The sequence below is a fragment of the Polaromonas sp. YR568 genome, from assembly GCF_943369415.1.
Taxonomy (GTDB): domain Bacteria; phylum Pseudomonadota; class Gammaproteobacteria; order Burkholderiales; family Burkholderiaceae_C; genus Polaromonas.
This window is the reverse complement of record NZ_CALRNF020000027.1, coordinates 1-19054: the sequence shown is the minus strand read 5'-3', so window position 1 is coordinate 19054 and position 19054 is coordinate 1. Positions and strand designations below refer to the sequence as shown.

At 66.0% G+C, this 19054-nt stretch carries 18 protein-coding genes; all 18 read right to left on the bottom strand.

Annotation, left to right across the window (positions count from 1 at the left end; all coding sequences use genetic code 11):
- Nucleotides 1-21: 21 nt before the first annotated feature.
- Entirely contained in the window at nt 22-615 is a 594-nt protein-coding gene (locus tag ACLV74_RS16905) for a DUF308 domain-containing protein (RefSeq protein WP_411880566.1), read from the bottom strand.
- A 170-nt stretch (nt 616-785) separates the two neighbouring features.
- Nucleotides 786-1373 (bottom strand): TetR/AcrR family transcriptional regulator, encoded by a 588-nt coding sequence (locus ACLV74_RS16900; RefSeq protein WP_411880565.1) that lies wholly within the window; start codon nt 1371-1373, stop codon nt 786-788.
- Between the two features lie 199 nt (nt 1374-1572).
- Complete coding sequence (locus ACLV74_RS16895) at nt 1573-1818, bottom strand: hypothetical protein (protein ID WP_411880564.1); 246 nt, start codon at nt 1816-1818, stop codon at nt 1573-1575.
- A 74-nt stretch (nt 1819-1892) separates the two neighbouring features.
- The gene (locus ACLV74_RS16890) at nt 1893-3536 is read right to left on the bottom strand and encodes a methyl-accepting chemotaxis protein (protein ID WP_411880563.1); all 1644 of its coding nucleotides are present in this window, start codon (nt 3534-3536) and stop codon (nt 1893-1895) included.
- A 154-nt stretch (nt 3537-3690) separates the two neighbouring features.
- Nucleotides 3691-3813, bottom strand: a complete 123-nt coding sequence (locus ACLV74_RS16885; RefSeq protein WP_411880562.1) for a hypothetical protein — start codon at nt 3811-3813, stop codon at nt 3691-3693.
- 57 nt (nt 3814-3870) lie between these two features.
- Nucleotides 3871-4578 (bottom strand): ABC transporter ATP-binding protein, encoded by a 708-nt coding sequence (locus tag ACLV74_RS16880; protein ID WP_411880561.1) that lies wholly within the window; start codon nt 4576-4578, stop codon nt 3871-3873.
- A complete protein-coding gene (locus tag ACLV74_RS16875; RefSeq protein WP_411880560.1) occupies nt 4571-5359 on the bottom strand; it encodes an ABC transporter ATP-binding protein in 789 nt (262 codons plus the stop codon). Before ACLV74_RS16875 ends, ACLV74_RS16880 begins: the two co-directional genes overlap by 8 nt.
- A complete protein-coding gene (locus tag ACLV74_RS16870) occupies nt 5356-6381 on the bottom strand; it encodes a branched-chain amino acid ABC transporter permease (RefSeq protein WP_411880559.1) in 1026 nt (341 codons plus the stop codon). The genes ACLV74_RS16875 and ACLV74_RS16870 overlap by 4 nt, the downstream gene beginning before the upstream one ends.
- Nucleotides 6374-7267: a branched-chain amino acid ABC transporter permease gene (locus tag ACLV74_RS16865; RefSeq protein ID WP_411880558.1), complete on the bottom strand. Its 894-nt coding sequence runs from the start codon at nt 7265-7267 to the stop codon at nt 6374-6376. Before ACLV74_RS16865 ends, ACLV74_RS16870 begins: the two co-directional genes overlap by 8 nt.
- Nucleotides 7268-7320: 53 nt before the next feature.
- The gene (locus ACLV74_RS16860) at nt 7321-8490 is read right to left on the bottom strand and encodes an ABC transporter substrate-binding protein (RefSeq protein ID WP_411880557.1); all 1170 of its coding nucleotides are present in this window, start codon (nt 8488-8490) and stop codon (nt 7321-7323) included.
- Between the two features lie 57 nt (nt 8491-8547).
- Nucleotides 8548-9354 carry an enoyl-CoA hydratase/isomerase family protein gene (locus ACLV74_RS16855; RefSeq protein WP_411880632.1) on the bottom strand — a complete coding sequence of 269 codons (807 nt, stop codon included), beginning with the start codon at nt 9352-9354 and terminating at the stop codon, nt 8548-8550.
- Between the two features lie 32 nt (nt 9355-9386).
- Nucleotides 9387-10943 (bottom strand): AMP-binding protein, encoded by a 1557-nt coding sequence (locus tag ACLV74_RS16850; RefSeq protein ID WP_411880556.1) that lies wholly within the window; start codon nt 10941-10943, stop codon nt 9387-9389.
- The gene (locus tag ACLV74_RS16845) at nt 10936-11487 is read right to left on the bottom strand and encodes a (2Fe-2S)-binding protein (RefSeq protein ID WP_411880555.1); all 552 of its coding nucleotides are present in this window, start codon (nt 11485-11487) and stop codon (nt 10936-10938) included. Before ACLV74_RS16845 ends, ACLV74_RS16850 begins: the two co-directional genes overlap by 8 nt.
- Nucleotides 11484-12329 (bottom strand): FAD binding domain-containing protein, encoded by an 846-nt coding sequence (locus ACLV74_RS16840; protein WP_411880554.1) that lies wholly within the window; start codon nt 12327-12329, stop codon nt 11484-11486. Before ACLV74_RS16840 ends, ACLV74_RS16845 begins: the two co-directional genes overlap by 4 nt.
- Nucleotides 12326-15358 carry a xanthine dehydrogenase family protein molybdopterin-binding subunit gene (locus tag ACLV74_RS16835; RefSeq protein ID WP_411880553.1) on the bottom strand — a complete coding sequence of 1011 codons (3033 nt, stop codon included), beginning with the start codon at nt 15356-15358 and terminating at the stop codon, nt 12326-12328. The genes ACLV74_RS16840 and ACLV74_RS16835 overlap by 4 nt, the downstream gene beginning before the upstream one ends.
- Nucleotides 15359-15527: 169 nt before the next feature.
- Entirely contained in the window at nt 15528-16412 is an 885-nt protein-coding gene (locus tag ACLV74_RS16830; protein ID WP_411880552.1) for a helix-turn-helix domain-containing protein, read from the bottom strand.
- A gap of 141 nt (nt 16413-16553) precedes the next feature.
- The gene (locus ACLV74_RS16825) at nt 16554-17603 is read right to left on the bottom strand and encodes an NADP-dependent oxidoreductase (protein ID WP_411880551.1); all 1050 of its coding nucleotides are present in this window, start codon (nt 17601-17603) and stop codon (nt 16554-16556) included.
- 24 nt (nt 17604-17627) lie between these two features.
- On the bottom strand, nt 17628-18857 hold the full coding sequence (locus ACLV74_RS16820; protein ID WP_411880550.1) for an MFS transporter: 1230 nt from the start codon (nt 18855-18857) through the stop codon (nt 17628-17630).
- Nucleotides 18858-19054 lie beyond the last annotated feature (197 nt).

Genomic DNA, 19054 nt, shown 5'->3' with positions numbered 1-19054 from the left:
TGCGCGCAGGCGGCCAAGGTACTAGGCCTGGATGGACGCGGCTTTGCGGCTTCGCATGTCCGACACCACCAGCCAGATGGCCGACAGGAAGAAATAAAAGGCACCGAAGGCCGCGTAAGGGGCAATGTCGGTGATGCCGGGGACCGTGGGTGCGTTTGCCTGCCTGACGAAGAAGGCGCCGGCGAGCGCCGACTGCGCCCCGCTGAGAATCATCGCCCACTGCGCGCCATGGGATTTCCAGCGGCGCACGCCCGTCGCGAGCTGGAACAGGCCCGACAGAACGGCCCACACCCCAAACACGCCGAGCACCGCGTTCATGCTGATCCCGAGTGCGATCGCAACGGCCGCGGTCGTCACTGCGCTGGCAAGCATGTTGAGCGACTGCGAACGGTTTTGCTGCAATCCCCCATTGCGCCGCGCGTCGGCGAAATTGGCCGCGGCGTCCCAGGCCGGATAGACAAGAAGCAGCGCGGCCGCAACACCGGGCATGCTTTTGCCAAGCGTGAAGGCGGCCAGCACCCAGACGGCGGAGAACGCCGCGCGCGAAAAATAGTAGGGCTTGAGCCACTGGTTGCCCTGCGGGGAAGCGGGCTGGCGGGTGCTTGTATCGGTCATGGGTTTCTCTCCTGGGTCATTAACAAAAAAATTGAATCCTTGCCGCGCATTGCGCTGCAGGTGTTTCCGCAATGGAAAGGTTTGCCACCTTTTGCTATCTACTAGTTGGTAGATTCATGAACTGAAAAAAAGACAGGCGCCGGCCCCTTGAGGCCAAGGCCTGCCGCAGATCAGGCCGCGCGCGTCAGCCGCTCTACGCTTGCCCCCACAATCGCGGCGAAGACCTCGGGATCGCCGAGGGCGCGGGCCGACAGCATCGCGCCGTGGACCGTCGCCATCAGCGCCATCGCCTCCGGCTCCGGCTCGGCGCGCAGCCGGAAGACGCCCTTGGCGGCGCCTTTTTCCAGAACACCTGCAAGCCAGGCCGCCAGGTCGCAAAAATGCCCCCTGACCTCGTCCGCCACCAGTTCGGGGATGGACGGCAACTCGGCCGCGAGCATTGCGCAGACGCAGAAAGACGACGACCCGTCGCGGATGCAGGCATCCCAGTACGCCGTATACGCCTGAAGTTGCGCCAGCGGATCGCTGATCTGGCGTTCCATCGCGGCCAGGCCTGTGCGCGCTTCCTCGCGGTACAGCTTCACGACCGTCTGCACGAGGTCGGCCTTGCTGGGGAAATGATGGTGGACGCTGGCTTTGCTGATGCCCACCGACGCCGAGATGTCGGCGTAGCTGAAGCCGTTGTAGCCTCCAGCCGCCAGGAGTGTCCGGGCGCGCGCGATGATTTCGCCGGCTCTGGGGGAAAGTTCTGATTCCATGGCGCCAGTCTACCAACTAGTTGGTTAATGTCAAGAGGCGCCGGTTTTTCCAGTCCGGCCCGTGGCGGCGTCATGAGAGCCCAGGCGGCGCGTGGCGCTTGCGGCCGCCCTTGCGGTGCACGGTTCCAGCCGTGCGGCGCTGCGCAGCGACATTCGCGACACGGCCTGTCATGTGACCCGCCATCCAGGGTTAAACCCCTCAGGCCTGCTGCCGCAAAGCGCCCTCGCGGGGTATGCCGGGTACATCGACGGCCCGCTCCAGGTTTTCGTCTATCTTGCGGCAAGCGGATTGCGACGCTTCGTGCAAGGCGCGCTCGGCCGTCCCGGTATGCCGGCCCTCGCCAAGAAGCGTTCCTTCCAGCTGCTGGCTGGACATCCACTGCTCGCCTAGCCGGCGCATGTGAATCGTGACGATCCGGTGGTGGTAGATAAAACTGTGTTGCATGGGATGGCCCGGGATTGCCGTGTTGATTGAAGCCGCCGCAGGTGACCTTTTAATGACATATGCGCCGCCCTGCGCTACGAAGCGGCGATCGCCTTCCAGGCCTGCGGCGGTTGCCTTGGCGCCGGCGCCGCGCCCGCGCGGCCGCGCCGCACCAGGCCGCGCTGCTCATGCCCGGCGCCCAGCCTGAACACGCTGACCAGTTGCGACAGGCTGCCGGCCTGCTCCTGCAGCGAAGAGGCAGCGGCGGCCGCCTCCTCGACCAGCGCGGCATTCTGCTGCGTGACCTGGTCCATCTGCGTGATGGCCTGGTTGATCTGCTCGATGCCGGAGGTCTGCTCCTGGCTGGCGGCGCTGATCTCGGCCATGATGTCGGTCACGCGCTTGACGCTGTCGACGATCTCGTCCATGGTGCGGCCGGCCTCGGCGACCTGCTTGCTGCCTTCTTCGACCTTGTCGACCGAGTCGCTGATCAGCGTCTTGATCTCCTTGGCCGCCGCCGCGCTTCTTTGGGCCAGGTTTCTGACCTCGGCCGCCACGACGGCAAAGCCCCGGCCCTGCTCGCCGGCACGGGCCGCCTCCACCGCGGCGTTGAGCGCCAGGATGTTGGTCTGGAAGGCAATGCCGTCGATGACAGCGATGATGTCGACGATCTTGCGCGATGAGGCATTGATCGCGCCCATGGTGCCGACCACTTCGGCGACCACGCTGCCGCCCTTGACGGCGACGCTCGAAGCGGACACCGCCAGCTGGTTGGCCTGGCGCGCGTTGTCGGCGTTCTGCTTGACGGTCGATGTGAGTTCTTCCATCGAGGCGGCCGTCTCTTCCAGCGAACTCGCCTGCTCTTCGGTGCGCGACGACAGGTCGTGGTTGCCGGTGGCGATCTGGCTGGAAGCCGTCGCGATGGTGTCGGTGCCGCTTCGCACGTCGCTGACGATGCCGGCCAGGCTTTCGTTCATGTCCTTGAGGGCCTGCAGCATCTGCCCGGTCTCGTCCTTCGCGGTGACGACGATGGTTGCCGAAAGGTCGCCGTCGGCCACACGCCGGGCGATGGCGACCGCCTCATTCAGGGGCCGCGTGATGCTGCGCGTGGCCAGCAGGCCCAGCGCCATGCTGACGGCCGCGGCCACAGCGGAAATGAGCAAGAGCAGCATCCGGGTCTGGCTGGCCTGGGCCGACGATTCCTTGCCCGCCTCCACCATCAGGCCGGACTGGAGTTCAATGATGTTGTCCAGCACGGCGAAATAGGCCAGCTGGGTCGGGCGCACCTGCTTGACCAACAGCGCCAGCGCTTCGTCCTTCCGGCCTTCCTTTGCCAGCGCGATAAAGGCGGTCCTCTGGGTGACAAACAAGGCCCTCGACGCATTCAAGGCGTGCATCAGTTCGCGGCCCTTGCCCGAAGTGATCGTCTTGTCCAGCTTTTCGAGCGATTCGGCAATGATGCGCGTGCTCTCCTCGATGTTGGCAAACTCCTTTTTGATCTCCTCCGCATCGCTCATCAGCAGGATGTTGCGCATGTTGCGGGCGGTTTCGTTCAACTCGTCCTTGACCGTGTGCGAAAGCACGGTCTTGGGATAACGGTCCGTATTCATCAGGTCGATGTCCTCGCTCATTCCCGTCACCCGGGTATGCGCCAGGGTTGCCAGCACCAGCATCAATGCGATCACGGCGCCGAAACTGAGCATCAGTTTCTGGCCTATTTTCAGGTTTGCGATATTCATTTTTTCTCTCCCTTGGTTGAAGCAGGTCGACCAGCAAGTACCGCATCGGCCATGCCGTCGAAAGAATGCTTACTGTTTGCTTATCGGCAACCATGGGAAGAACTTGAGGCGGCACACCTGCCCGCGCGTTTTTTGGGGGCGGGTGGCGCGGCGATCAGGTGTGAAAGGGCACCCAGAGCATCTTCACGTCGACGTTCAACATGCCGGACTGCACCGTCGGGTCGTCGTTCCCGATCCTGGTGGCCTCCTCAATATCCGCGGCTTTGAAGATGGTCATGCCGCCGCCGGCCGGCACGCCGCCTTGCTCCCCTCACCCGCTTACCCCCTCACCGCTTCAGACCGCAATCCGCTGGAACAGCTCGCCGCGATGCGCGGCATCCGAGGCGGAGCCTTCCAGCGTGACCATTCCACGCTCCAGCGCATAGAACCGCGTGGAAATATCGATGGCGCGGCGCACATTCTGCTCGACGAGGATGATGGGAATGCCCCTGAGCCGGAGGCCGTCGATGATGCGGAATATCTCGTCGACGATCTTCGGGGCCAGCCCCTCGGTGGGCTCGTCGATCAGCAGCAGTTTGGGTTCACCGGCCAGCACCCGGGCCATGGCCAGCATCTGTTGCTCGCCACCCGACAAGGTAGTCCCCATCTGGGACCTGCGCTCGCCCAGGCGCGGGAACTGCTCATAAAGCTCGGTGATACGGCGCCTGGACTCGGTGCGTGAACGCCCCGGGCACTGCATGAATCCCAGCACCAGGTTTTCCTCGACCGTCAGCCCCGGAAATATGCGCCTGTCTTCCGGCACGAAGCCCACGCCGCGGCGGCAGATGACATCGGGGGAAACGCCGCCTATCGGCTTTCCGTCGAGCGTGATCGCGCCTTGCGTGGGCGCGAGCCAGCCGGCGATGGTTTTCATGACGGTGGTCTTGCCGACGCCGTTGCGCCCGAACAAGCCGACGACTTCGCCGGCCTCCACCCGAAGCGACACGCCCTGCAGCACATGGCTCAGGCCGTAATGGGTATGCACGTTGGTGAGCTCAAGCATGCGCTGCATCTCCAAAGTAGGCGGACTGGACGGCGGGATTGCGCCTCACGTCCTGCGGCGTCCCCTCGTAGAGCTTCTGCCCCTGGTGCATGACCACCACGTGGTCCGAAAGGCTCATCACCAGGTCGACGTCGTGCTCAACCAGCAGGATGGTCAGGGAGTCGGCGGCCAGCCGGCGGATCATGGCGCCGGTTTCCTGCGTGTCGGTGTGGCTCATTCCCTGGGTCGGCTCGTCCAGCAAGAGCATGCGGGGGCGCGAGGCCAGCGCAACCGCGATCTCGAGGCGGCGCTGTTCGCCGTGCGACAGAAAGCCCGCCAGTTCTTCCGTCTTTTTGCCAAGGTTGAATTGCTCGACCAGTTCGTCCACGCGCTGGAGCGCGGCGCGGCTGCTGGCGATGGGCCGCAGCAATCCGCGCCCGCGCTCGAGAAACTGCGACGCCAGGCGAAGGTTCTCCCGCACGCTCAGCTCAAAAAACAGGTTGGTGATCTGGAAGGAGCGGGCCAGCCCGGCCGCCAGCATCTGTTTCGGCCCGGCGCCGGTCAACACACGCCCGTCAAAGCGCACCACGCCGGCGCTGGGCGTGATCGCCCCGCTGACCAGATTAAAAAGCGTGCTTTTACCCGCGCCGTTCGGCCCGATCAGCGAAGTGATCTTCCCGCGCCCGGCCTCAAAGCTGACCTTGTTGACGGCGACCAGGGACCCGAACCGCACCGTAAGGTCGCTGACGGACAGCAGCGCGTCCGCCTGCCCTGCAACCGGTGTTTCAAGCTCTTGCATCATTTGGGGTGTCCTTTGCGCGAGTTCCTGCGGGCGAGCGCCTCGATCGCGTAGCCGATCAGCCCGCGCGGAAAGAAAATCACCGACACGATGAAGATCACGCCGATCACGAGTTGGTGATGCTCCGTCACCGTGCCTATGACGGAACGCAGCAGGGTCAGGATGGCCGTCCCGTACAAGGGCCCGATCAACGTTCCGGTGCCCCCGACCAGGACGTTGATGATGGCGTTGCCCGACACCTGGAAGAACATCAGTTCGGGCGAGACAAAGCCCCGCAGCATCGGATACAGGGCGCCTGAGAGGGCCGCCACATCCGCCGCCAGCACAAAGGCCGCAAGCTTGTAGTGCCAGGGATCGAAGCCCAGAAAGGGAACGCGGCTCTCGTTCGCCTTGATGGCGGCCAGCTGGTGGCCGAACGGCGTTCCCAGCAAGTAGGTCAGGCCCAGGTAAAGCACCGCCGTGAAAGCCAGCACGACCAGAAAAAACCCGGCAGGGCTGGCCGCGTCCACCGAAAAGAACACGAATGAAATCTGCGGAACCGGCACGCCGATGATGCCGTCGGAAGCCCCCAGCTCGCGGGTATTGAAGACCACCTTCGAGACCACCTGGGCAAGCCCGAAACTGATCAGCCCGAAGTACACACCCTTGGCCCGGATCGCAATCAGCCCGGCGACCGCCCCCACCACCGTGGTGGCAAGCAGGGTGACCAGCAGCGCCAGCCAGAAGGACGCGATCGCATGCTTCAGCACCAGGGCCGAAACATAGGCGCCGAAGCCGAAAAAGAGCGCCTGCCCCAGGGGCAGCAGCCCGGTCCGGCCTAGCAGCAGGTCCACCGACATGGCCAGCCCGCCAAAGATCAGCGCCTCGCAGGCCAGGCGCAGAAAGAACACGTCGCCGCGGATCGCGGCCAGGACCGCGAACACCAGGGCCAGGCCAAAAAACACCCAGGCGAAAAGCGTTGCGGGTTTCGGGGGCGATGCGGCGGCGGCCGGCACCGCCTTGGAGGGCGCAAGGGCATCATGCATGTCCGAGCCTCCCGAAAAGACCCTGGGGCCGCCACATCAGGACGATCACCATGATGGCAAACAGCAGCGGGTCGCTCCAGACCGGCGAGATGTACAGGCTGGAGATGGATTGAATCTGGGTGAGGACCAGCCCGGCAATGACGGCGCCTTTAATGGAGCCCATGCCGCCAATGATCACCACCGAAAAAGCGATGAGGACAAAGTCCCTGCCCATGGTCGGGAACACCGAGTAGATGGGCGCAAGCAAGGCGCCGGCCAGGCCGGCCAGGGCGACACCGAAAGCGAAGGTGCCGGCGTACACCACGCTGACCGGGACCCCGAGCGATGCGGTCATGTTCCTGTCGTAGGCCGCGGCGCGCACCATGGCGCCCAGCCGCGTGCGGAAGACCACGACCCAGACAATGCCTATCACCAGGCTGCCGACCGCCATGACGAAGAGCCGGTAGTTCGGGAAAAACAGGCCGAGAAATTCACTGGCGCCCGAGATCGGCGCTTCAAGCCGCAGTGGATTCGCCCCGAACACAATCTTCAGGGCATCCTCCAGAACAATCGCCAGGCCGAAGGTGAGCAGCAAGGTCAGCGTGTGCCGGTCCTTTGAATGAAACACCCGCTGGATGAGCGCCCGCTCCGTGACATAACCGAGGACGGCCATCATCAAGGGCGTCAGGAACAGCGCCCACCAGAACGGCACCCCCACACCCAGCAAGCCCACCGCGGCGTAGGCGCCTATGGCATAAAACTCGCCATGCGCCATGTTGATCACGTCCAGCAGGCCGAAAATAATGGTCAGCCCCAGGGCCATCAACACCACCGCCACGCCAATCGACGCGCCATTGATCACTTGCGGCGCCAGGACAAACTGCAGCCACTCAAACAACTCTGCCATCTCGGCTCCCCGTAAGTGGCGCCCGGACCGGGCCGGGCGCCACGATTGATTGACTAGAACCTGGTGCAGGTGTCCGCGCCTATGGCCTGGGCGCCGGCCACTTTGCCGACGATCTCGAAGTCGCCGCCCTTGACGCGCACCGCGTACATGTCCTGCATCGCCTGGTGGTCGCCCGCGCGCATGGTCTTCATGCCTTGCGGCGTGCTCCATTGCAGGCCCCGCATGGCCTCCCGGACTTTTGCGGTGTCTGTGCTCCTGGCCTTTTCCACCGCGGCCTTGTAGAAGAACAGCACGCCGTACGAGTCCGCGCCGTAGAGGTCGGGCTGGGCCTTGTAGGCGGCGGTGAAACTGGCCAGGAATTTTTTGTTTTCCGCGCTGTCGATATTCGGCGAATAGCCGACGCCGGTGACGAAGCCGTCGGCGGCCTTGCCGATGGCGGTGACGTTCTGCGACGTGATGGTTCCCGAGGCGCCCACCACCTGCACGTTGCGGCTCACGCCGAACTCGGCCATCTGGTTGAACAGGCGAACGGTGTCGTTTCCCGCCATCGAGGTGTAGATCACGGCGGGTTTGGTCGAGCGGATCTGGCCGAAGAAGGGGGAGTAATCCTTGTTGTCCAGCGGCGCGTAGACCTCACCCACTGTCTTGGAGCCCTTGGCTTCGGCCGCGCTCTTGAAAGCGGCGACGGTGCTGCGGCCCATCTCATAGTCGGGCCCGAGGTAAAACACATTGGCTTGCGGTTTTTCCTTGGCCAGCCATTCCGCCAGCGCGGCCGATTGCATGCCGGCCCGGGCGTTCACACGGAACACATTGGGCGAGCACTTGTCGGTGGTGATGGCGTCGGAAAACGACACGGTCGTCGCGATCAGCTTGTTGTTGCGCTCCGCGACCTGGCCCACCGCGAGCGTCGAGCCGGAGTTGACGGTTCCCGTGAGGAAGTCCACCTTGTTGACCTGGAAGAGCTTTTCGGCCTTCTGTGTCGCGACGGCCGGGTTCGCCTCTTCGTCCTCGTACAGGAGTTCAAGCTTGCGGCCGTCGATGCCGCCCGCCGCGTTGATTTCGGCGGCGGCCAGGTCGAGGCCCCACCGGACCTGCTGGCCTATGCCCGCATAGGTGCCCGACAACGGGGTGACGACGCCGATCCTGACGGGGCCGGCCTGGGCCGCCGCAAGTATCGGGGCCGAGCAAAGCACCGCCAGGGCGGTGAGTCTGTACATCTTCATTCTTGTCTCCTAGTTTCTGGTTAATGGTCCCGTTGCACGGGGTTGCTGCCTGCTTCTTTACTGACCGGTGAAATTCGCACGGCGCTTCGCATGGAAGGCCTCCACGCCCTCGCGGAAGTCTTCCGAACTCCGCAGGCGTGAATAGCTGTGCCCCTCAAGCTCAATGGCGATGGACAGGGGAGAGTCCTCCGTGTCATTGAGAAGTTTTTTGGCGGTGCGCTGGGCCAGCGGGGAAAAAGCCCGCAGCTCGTTGACCAGCGCGTCGGTCACGCCTTCCAGTTCGGCGTCCGGGACGCATTCGGTGGCGACGCCCCACTCCGCGGCCTGCACACCGGATATCCGGCGCGAGCGCATGACGATGTCCTTGGTGCGCGTGATGCCCACCATCTTCTGCAGGCGGGCCGAGCCGCCGGAACCGGGGATCTGCCCCAGTTTCTGCTCGGGCAGGGCATACAGCGTGGTCGGCGTCACCAGCCGGAAATCGCATGCCAGGGAAATTTCAAAGCCCACGCCGAAGCAGTAGCCCCGGCCGGCGGCAATGACCGGCTTGGAGCAGCGCGCCGGCGCGGCGATGTTCCACGCCAGCCTGGAAACATGCTCGGGCGAGGCCTCGAGGAAGCCGCGGATATCGCCGCCGCTGGAGAAGTGCTCGCCCTCCGAGCGCAGCACGATGACGCGCACGCGCTCGTCGCCGTCCAGCGCTTCAAAGACCAGGCGCAGCTGCTCGCGCTGCGTCATGCTGATGACGTTGAGCGGCGGGCGGGACAGGACAATGTCCGCGCGTTCGCGTTTCTCGTCGACGGTGACCGTGAACCCGTCCAGTTCCTGCGGCAGGCTGTTCAGCTGATGGGGGAGATCGTTCAATTTCACTGTTGCGTTCCTTGGTGGGTTGAAAGTCAATGGCCGGATCCGGGCACATGGGTACGTGGGTCCGCCGGGTCCGCGTCGAATTCGCCGGCGACGAGTTTTCGCCTGAGGATTTTTCCGACAGGCGATTTGGGAATCTCGCGCACGAACACGTACTCCCTGGGTCTTTTGAAATTCACCAGGTCCGAGGTGCGGCAATGCGCATCGAGGGCGTCGGCGGCCACGGGCTCGCGGGTCTTCACAAACGCGACCACGCGCTGGCCCCAGCGCTCGTCGGGCAGGCCCGCCACGGCGACCTCGTCGATCGCCGGGTGCAGCGACAGCACCGACTCGATGTCGACGGGAGAGATGTTTTCCCCGCCGCTGATGATCATGTCGTCGACACGCCCCGTGACGAAGAGGTCGCCGTCCGCGTCGAAGTAGCCGGTATCGCCGGTGAAGTACCAGCCCTTCCTGAGGCTGCGGGCGTTCGCGTCGGGGCGCTTGTGGTAGCCCTCGAAGGCCTCGTCGCCGGCAAGCTCGGCAAGGATTTGCCCTTCCGTGCCCTGCGCGGCCGTCATCTCGGGGTCCACCGCATCCAGCTTGACGATGCGAAGGCGGGCATTGATACCGGCCTTTCCGGCCGAGCCGGGTTTTGCCACCGCATCCTGGTTGATCGCGCAGGTATAGACCTCCGAGCTCCCGTAGTGGTTGACGAAGAGCTCGGGCTTGAACGCCAGCACCAGCCTGTGCAGCAAGGCATCGTGCATGGGCGCCCCGGCGAACCCCAGCTTGCGGACGCTGGAGACATCCGAGCGCGCGAACGCGGGATGCGACAGCAGGTCGTGGTAGAGCGTCGGCACCAGGTAGAGATGCGTCAGCTTTTCCTTCTCGATGGCCGCCAGCGCGGCCTGGGCCTCGAACTTCGGCATGCAGACAAAGCAGCCGTCGACCAGGGCCATGGCCAACAGCGAGCGCACGCCCATGGTGTGGTACAGCGGCATGACGCCCAGCGTGCGCTCGGACCTGGCGTAGCAGTTCTGCGCGACGTGTGCCAGCGCGGCCATGCGCTCTATGCGCTGGCGCCGCGGGACCCCCTTGGGTTTTCCCGTCGTGCCGGAGGTGTAGAGCATCAGGGACAGGTCCTCCGGGCCCGCCAGCGGCTCGGGCATGCACGGGCTTGCCAGCCAGTCGCCGAACGACACGGCGGCATCGCGAACCTCGCCCACGCCTATCGTGATGACGCCCTCGGGCAAGCGCGCGGCGGTTATCGCCTCCTGCATCACGGATTCAAACACCAGGACCCTGGCCCCGGAGTCCTCCATGCAGTATTCGATCTCGTCGGCCTTCGCGCGCCAGTTGACGGGCGTGATGACAATGCCCGCGAACTGGCAGGCCCAATGCAGGGTGGCGGCTTCCAGCCTGTTCTGCAGCGCCGACAGCAGATGGTCGCCGCGCCTGACCCCCAGGTCCGCCAGCGCCTTCTGGACGGAGCCTATGCGCAGGGCCCATTGCGAATAACTCAGGCGGGTATCTCCGTCCACCACGGCCAGTGCGCCGGGGCTGCGTTCCGCGCTCTGCAGGAAAGTCCGTCCGAGATCAAGCATGGGATTCCTTTGCGGCGGCGGCCCGTGCGGCGGCGACTTCCATGACGGCGGCCACGATGGGCGTGTAGCCGGTGCAGCGGCACAGATGGCCCGACAGCATGTCGCGCACCTCCGCCTCGCCGGGGATGCGCGGCACGGCGCCGGGGGCATGCAGCCGCCCCAGCCAGTCGGCGCACGACATCAGAATGCCCGCGGTGCAAAACCCGCATTGCAACGCGTGATGCCGCTTGAAGGCCAGCTGAAGGTCGTTCATCACACCGTCTGAATCGGCCAGGCCCTCCACCGTCTCGATGGCTTGCCCATCGACCTGGACGGCCAGCGTCATGCACGCGCGGCAAGCGATTCCATCAATGCGCACGGTGCATGCGCCGCACACGCCGTGCTCGCAGCCCACGTGCGTGCCGGTTGCGCCCAGCTCGTCGCGCAGAAAGTCGGTGAGCAGCATACGCGGCTGGGCGTGGCCGCTGCGCGCTTTGCGGTTAAGGGTGAGCTGGATGGGCTGCTTTTGCGCAGCCGCCATCGGGATGGGAATTTTGGGGGTCATCGTGGGGTCGTGTTCAAGGTTCGGTTTGTCATGGCCTGTCCAACGGCGCGGCGGCCCAGCGTCCTCACGAGCTGCCGCCGCAGCTGGGCGCTGGCCTGTGGTTCATCACGGGCTTCCAGGGACCAGGCGAGATCGTTCAGGGCGTCTTCCAGGGCGTCGCCGCTGAGCGCCGGCAAGTCGCGGGCGGTGGGCCGGTCCGCGACGCCACCCACGGCAATTCGCAGGCCACCGGCATCAAGCACCGCAGCGACGGCACACACCGCGAAGTCGCCGTGCCGCATCGAAAATTCTTCGAAGCCGTAGCCGGTGCCGGGGGTCGCCACGGGGAACCTGACCTCTTCGATCAGCTCTTCCGGCCGCCGCGCCGTCATCAGCATCCCGGTGAAGAAGTCCGCGGCCTGGAGCACCCGTTTTCCCTTCAGGCGGCGCAGCACCACTTCGCCCTTCAAGGCCAGCAGGCACAGCGGAAGTTCGGCCGACGGGTCGGCGTGCGCGATGGAGCCGGCAACGGTTCCGCGGTTGCGGATCTGGAAATGCGAAATATGGGGTAAGGCCAGGGCCAGCAAAGGAACATCCCTGGCGAGACCGGCCATGTCCTGGACCCGGCCTTGGGTCACCGCCGCGCCTATGCACAGGCGACCCTCCGAGATGCGAAGGCCCGCCAGCTGCCGGCTTCGCGAGATGTCGACCAGCAGGGACGGTTGGGCCAGCCGCATGTTGAGCACCGCCATCAGGGATTGCCCGCCCGCCAGGATGCGCGCGTCTTCCCCGTACTGGGCCAGCGCCGCAGCGGCCTCGTCGGCCTGCTCAACCCGCAGGTAGTCAAACAGGGGCGGCTTCATGGTGTGCGGCTCCAGAATTTTTTCAGGCGCAGCCACCACGTCGCGTGCGCCGCATGCGCCTCACCCGTCGCCTGGCGGCCCAGCGATTCAAACAGCTGCGCAAGAATGATGCGGGCCGCGCCTTCCAGCATCCGGCTGCCGACCGCGGCGACTTTCCCGCCCACTTGCGCCGCGTAGTCGTAATGCAGCAAGGTCCCCTCCACGGTCGCCTCCAGGCGGACGGTCCCGCTTCCGGCGCCGGTCCCCAGCGAAGACGTCCCCTGCCCGGCAAGCCTCAGGCTGTGCGGCGCGTTGATCTCGGACAACACGATTTCCGCCGCGTAGCGCGCTTTCACCAGCCCCACGCCCACGGTCACGTCGGCGCGGTAGCTGTTGTCCCCGGTGGACAGGAGTTCATGGCAGCCGGGAATCACCTTGGCGAGTGCGGCCGGGTCCAGCAGGACGGCAAAGACTTTTTCCGGCGGCGCCGCGATGCGGATTTCGCCGCTGGCGTTCAGGGACAGGCCGCCCTGGGCCTTGGGCACCGGGCGGGCGGCCATCGATGTGGCAAGCGCGGCCGGCGGCGGCGGTTCGGCGGCCGCGACCAGGGCCAGCACGCGGGACGGCGTCAGGGGCAGGCGGATGTCGCTGACATCGCCTATCCTTGCGCTCAGCGGCCGCAGGGCATCGGCAAACGCATTGGCAATACATACCGGCGTGCTCATGTTGTTGCCCTCGCCCAGGCCCTTGGCGCCCAGCGGCGTGAACGGCGAAGGCGTCTCCATGTGCACGATGTCCGGATCGGGAACCTCACACGCCGTCGGCATCAGGTAATCGGCCAGCGTGCCCGACTGGAAGCCGCCGTCGGGCGCGTAGCGGAACTCCTCGAGCAAGGCCGCGCCCAGGCCTTGCGCGAATGCGCCGCGTATCTGCCCATCGGCCATGCCGGGGTGCAGGATTTTTCCCGCGTCATGGGCGGTGACGTAGCGGTCCACCGTCACGCGGCCGGTTTCAGGGTCCACCAGCAGGCCGCAGATGTCGAACACAAATCCGTAGGCAGCCGAGGTGTTGACGCGGTCATTGGCATCCGGCGCCGACAGCGTGGGCGCGCTCCAGAACGCCGTCTCGCGCAAGCCGGGTTCCACATCCGGCGGAAGCAGCCCGGGGGCCCAGTGCGGGCTGGCGGCCAGCCGGGTGAAGGGCTGGGACTGCGCGGGCAGGCTTGCGTTGAAAACCTTCCCGTTCGCGAACCTGATCTCGCCGGGGCTGCAATTGAAGGCCGCGCCGGCGATGCGCGCCAGCTTGTCGCGCAGCTTGTTCGCGGCGAGGAACACCGTGCCGGCCACCGCGCCGGCAAACCGGCTTGAATAATTTCCGGCCGCCACCGACCACGCATCCTTGGCGGTGTCGAACTCGACGTTCACGACAACGTCTTCGGGCCGCAGCCCGAACACGTCCGCCACCACCTGGGAACACACCGTCATGTGGCCCTGCCCGGCGGGGGCGGAAGCGATGTTGACGTTGACGCCGCCCAGCAGGTCGATGGCGACGGTGGCGCTGGCGATCGCGCCGTTCTTGGGCCCGGCTTTGGCGCGCTGCTCCGGCGTCAGCACCGTGCTGATGTAGCCCATGTTGGAAATCGACGGCTCGACGATGGCGGCGCACCCGATGCCGTAGAGCATGCCGGCGGCCCTGGCCGCATCGCGGCGCGCGTAGAGAGCCGGCATGCCGGCGCGTTCCGTCGCGAGATCGAGTGCCCTGGCGTAATCACCGGAATCAAGGACTGCGCCCGCGGCCGCATGAAAGGGAAACTGGTCTTTGCGGACGAAGTTGCGGCGCCTCAACTCGAAGGGATCGATGCCGAGCTCCGTGGCGATGCGGTCCATGAGCCGCTCGAGCGCAAAGTACACCTGGGGCCCGCCGAAGCCTCGCACCAGGCCTGTGGGCGTCTTGTTGGTCAGCACGACGCGGTTGCGCACCTCCAGGTTGGACACGTCGTAGGCGCCGGTCAGCGCGCCGTGCATGCGGTAGAAGGTTGCCGGCTCGGGCGCGCGCACGTAGGCGCCCACCTCGTCCATCTGGTCGTAGCGGATCGCCTGAACGCGGCCGTCGGAAGACACGGCCGCTTCTATGCGCGTAAGGCGGGCGGTGGCCGAGGTGGCGGCCGTCAGGTGCTCAAGCCTGTCCTCGACCCACTTGACCGGCGCGCCCGCTTTGCGCGATGCCAGGCACATCAGGACCACATAGGGAAACACCGCCTGCTTGACGCCGAAGCTGCCGCCCGAGTCGCGCGGAATCCGGTGCCGGAGTTTGTTACCCGGCACCTTGAGCGCCAGGGCCATCACCGCATGCAGCGAGAAGGGGCCCATGAAGTTGGACAGCACGTCGTAAGCCCCGTCACCCGCGAGATGCTCGGCCACCACCACACCGCATTCAATGGGCGTGCAGGAGTTGCGCGGGTAGTGCACCGTGGTGGACACCGTGTGGTCCGCGGTGGCAAAGGCGTCGGCGCAGTTGCCGTAGGAAAAACGCCGGTCCGAAACAATGTTGCTTCCGACGTCCGCGTGCAGCACAACCGCCTGCGGCTCCATGGCCCGCTCGATGTCCACCACCGAAGGCAAGCCCCGGTAGTGCACCTTGATGGCGTCGAGCGCGTCTTCCGCCAGGTAACGGCTCTCCGCGACGACCACCGCAACCGGCTCTCCCGCATACCTCACGCGGTCGGTCGCAAGCGCCCAATGCTGCATGGGCTGTTTGACGCCGACCACAAAGGGCTGCGACCATTGCCTGACGTCTTCACCCGTCAGCACGGCGCGAACGCCGGGCATCAGCAGCGCCGCGGCGGCATCGATGCCCAGCAACTCGGCATGCGCATGGGGTGAGCGCAGCACCGCGGCATGCAGCGTTGCAGCGCTGACGCCGAGGTCGTCGCCGAAGCGGCCGCGCCCGGTCAGCAGCGCGCCGTCCTCGACGCGCTCGACGGACTTTCCGACATGCTCCAGGTCCGCAGGCCGGCTCAGCGCCGGCGCCTCGGTCAATTCACTCTGCACACTGTCTCCTGCTTTTAGCTCTTGATGGAGCTTAGGCAGGCATCACCGTATGGCGTGAACAGGAAAGTCCGGCAAAGGACCAAATCGTCTGGTATTGGACCGGTTAATCCAGCGGATTCGATGCTGCATCGCAGCATCGCGGTATTGCCGCGAGTGCGGGCGGCTGCGCTTAAAGCAGGTCGGAGACGGGCGTCTCTTCCCGGGGCGGCTCGTACAGGTTCACCGCACGGCGGTAGTTGGACGGCGTGATGCCCAGGTGCTGGCGAAAGAACCGGGCGAAATGGCTGGAAGTCGAGAACCCCAGCTCATGGCCGACATTGCCGACGGGGATCGTCGAGTCTGAGAGTCCCTTGATGGCGGCTTCAAAACGCAGGACGTTGGCGTACACCAGCGGCGTGACCTGGGTGTCGCGGTGGAACAGCGAGAAGAAGTGCGCCCTCGACAGGCCCGCATAACTGGCCAGGTCATCCATGTCGAAGTCCCTGGCGAGGTTCTCGCGCATGTGGGTAATGACCTTGCGCGTCCGCGGGTCAATCGCCGACGGCGGGCGCGACTTCAGGAGCCCGGCGATGTCCCGCCAGCCGGAATAGCTGTCGATGACGGAGATCACCAGGTTGAACAGCAGGTCCTCCAGCCGGGCGGCGGCGACCTCATCGGCCCACCAGAGCTCAAGCACAAACTCCTCGACGATTTTTTGCGTGCGGGCGTTGATCTTGACGCAGGACTCCGGAAAGAAACGCGGGTGGGACGACAGCGACAGGGACCGCTGTATGTCCGAAAGCCAGGAGGGTTCGATGTAGAGGGCCAGGATCAGGGTTTGCTCTCCCTGCGGCGGCGCATGCGTGTAGGCGTGCGGTTCCCAGGCGTTCACCAGCACGGCCGTGTCGGCCGTCAAAGGCCGGCTGGCGCCCCTGACCCAGAACGCGCTGTCGGCTCCGCCGGCCTTGAGCAGGATGTGGCAGTGGTGGTGCGCATGGCCTATCAGCGAGGCATTCATGTCCAGCAAGGCGACTCGACCAAAACGGCCCTGGAAAATTTTGATGGCGTTCGACATGGCGGTTCAGGTACTGGTAGGCCGGGTTTTTCATCATAGATGGCTGCGCCGCGAAGCGCAAACGGGCAAACCATGGGCTTTGGGATTGCATGGAAAAACCGGCAACGAAAATCCGCCAACAGACGTCCGCCGCCCCTGCCGCTACGCCTGCAGATGGACCACGACCTTGCCGGAGTGGCGGCCCTGCAGCAGATCCGACAAGGCAGCAGGGGCATTCAGCAGGCCATCCACCACATGCTCCACCGCCTTGACCTTTCCGCTGCCGACCCACCCGTCCATTTCACGGCGGAACAGGTCGAAGCGTTCGCCATAGTGGTCAAGAATGATGAAGCCCTGCACGCGCACGCGCTTCTGCAAAATCGCCGCCAGGAATTGCGGCAGTTCATGGCTGCCGTGTGATCCAGGTGATCCGGCCGCGTCGTTGTAATGCGCGACAAAACCACACACGGGCATGCGGGCGCCTATATTGAGCAAGGGAAGGACCGCCAGCAACACATCCCCGCCTACGTTCTCAAAATACACGTCGATGCCCGCCGGGCAGGCGGCGGCCAGCGCCTCCCCAAAGCGCGGCGCGTGCCTGTCGACGCAGGCATCAAAGCCCAGTTCGTCGACCGCCTGCCGGCACTTGTCCGCACCGCCGGCGATGCCGACCACGCGGGCGCCCTTGAGTTTGGCGATCTGGCCGACCATGGCGCCCACCGCGCCGGTGGCCGCCGCGACCACCACCGTTTCACCGGCATGGGGCTGGCCGAAATCGAGCAGGCCCACGTGCGCGGTGAAGCCCGGCATGCCGAGCGCGCCCAGCGCCAGCGAGGGGCGGGCCATGTCGCTGATCGCCTGCAGATCGCTGCCGTCGCTCACGGCGTAGTCCTGCCAGCCGGTGTTGGCGAGCACGAGGTCACCCACGCGGTACTGGGGATGCCTGGAATCGATCACGCGGCCGACCGAGCCGCCCGGCAGGGTGCCGCCCAGCGGAACGGGTGGCGCATACCCGGGCCCTATGCGGTCCATCAGGTTGCGCATGTACGGATCCAGCGACAGGAACAGCGTTTGCAACAGCACCTCGCCTTCGCCCGGGCGCGGCACCGGTTCAGTCACGAGATCGAAGTCGGACGCGACGGGCAGGCCGCGCGGGTGCGCCGCCAGGGTGATGCGCCGGTTGATGTCCGGCTCGGGTTTCGGATTGGTCACGATGGCCACCGTGCGCTTCGTGCTTCAGCCGCGGCGCGACCCGGGACCATTGCGCCAGGCCAGCAGGCCGCCCAGCGCGACGGCCACCATGGCAAAGGCGGGAGCGCCCAGCGCGCCTGTCCAGTCCACCATCAGGCCGCCCACAATGGCGCCCGTGGCAATGGCGATCTGGAAGGCGGCCACCAGCAAGCCGCCCGCGGCCTCCGCCTGGTCGGGCGCGGCGCGCACTATCCAGGTCTGGAAGCCGACCGGGAACGCACCGAAGGCGAAGCCCCACAAGGCCACGGCCACGGCGGTGACCACGGTGGAGCTACCGCCCACCAGCAGCGCCGCCGCCAGCACGGCGATCATCGCGCTGCCGGCGACGATGGCGTGGCGCTCGCTGCGCCCGGCCAGCCAGCCGCCCGCGAAGTTGCCGAAGAAGCCGCCTATGCCGTAGCCCAGCAGCACCGCGGAAATCGCCGCCACCGGCAACCTGGTCACGTCCTCCAGCACGGGCCGGATGTAGGTGAAGCCCGCGAAGTGGCCGGAGATCACCAGCAGCACGGCCAGCAGCGCAATGCGCACCGGCCCGCGCGTGAGCAGCTCGCGCAGGCCCTTCAAGCTGGCCTGGTCGCGCGGCGGCAGGGCCGGCAGCGCGACCAGCTGCACCACAAAAGCCAGCAGGCCGACGATGCCCGCCGCGACAAACGCGCTGCGCCATCCCCAGAGATTGCCCATCCACGCGCCGACCGGCGCCGCGCAGACGGTGGCAATCGAGACGCCGGTCAGCACCAGCGACATCGCGCGCGGGAACAGCCTTTCGGGCACGAGGCGCATGGCCAGCGCCGCCGCCATGGACCAGAACCCGCCCAGCGCGACGCCCAGCACCACGCGCGCGAACAGCAGCACCGCGAGTGAGCCGGCCGTCGCCGCCAGCACGTTGGACACGAGCAGAAGCGCGGTGAGCGCCAGCAGCACCCGCTTGCGGTCGAAGCGCGCCGTCAGCAGCGGGATGGTGGGCGCGGCCACCGCGCCGACGAGCGCGGTGGCCGTGACGGCCTGGCCGGCCGCGCCCGCCGTGACGTGGAGGTCGGCCGCCATGGCGGTCAGCAGGCTGGCCGGCAGGAATTCCGCCGTGACCAGGCCGAATACACCGAGGGAGAGGGATGCGACCGCCGGCCAGAGCGCGGCCGCCTCGCCGGGCGAACCGTTGGCGGGGGCTGGGCCTGCAGCCAGCGGATCCAGGGTGGCGGAAGAAGAATTGGATGACATGGAATGTGAAGCCTTGTTGCGGACAGGGTGACCAGCTTAGGCCTAGCATCGGCACTTTCCCATGGCGAAAGAGCCGAAATGCTTGACGATTCCTCCAGAACTTTCACGCCCGTCATCCAGCCGCCCCACGAAGGTGCGGGCCTGCCTGCCGCGGGGCCCGATCCCCTCACCCAGATCCTGCTGGGCCGGCGCCTGGA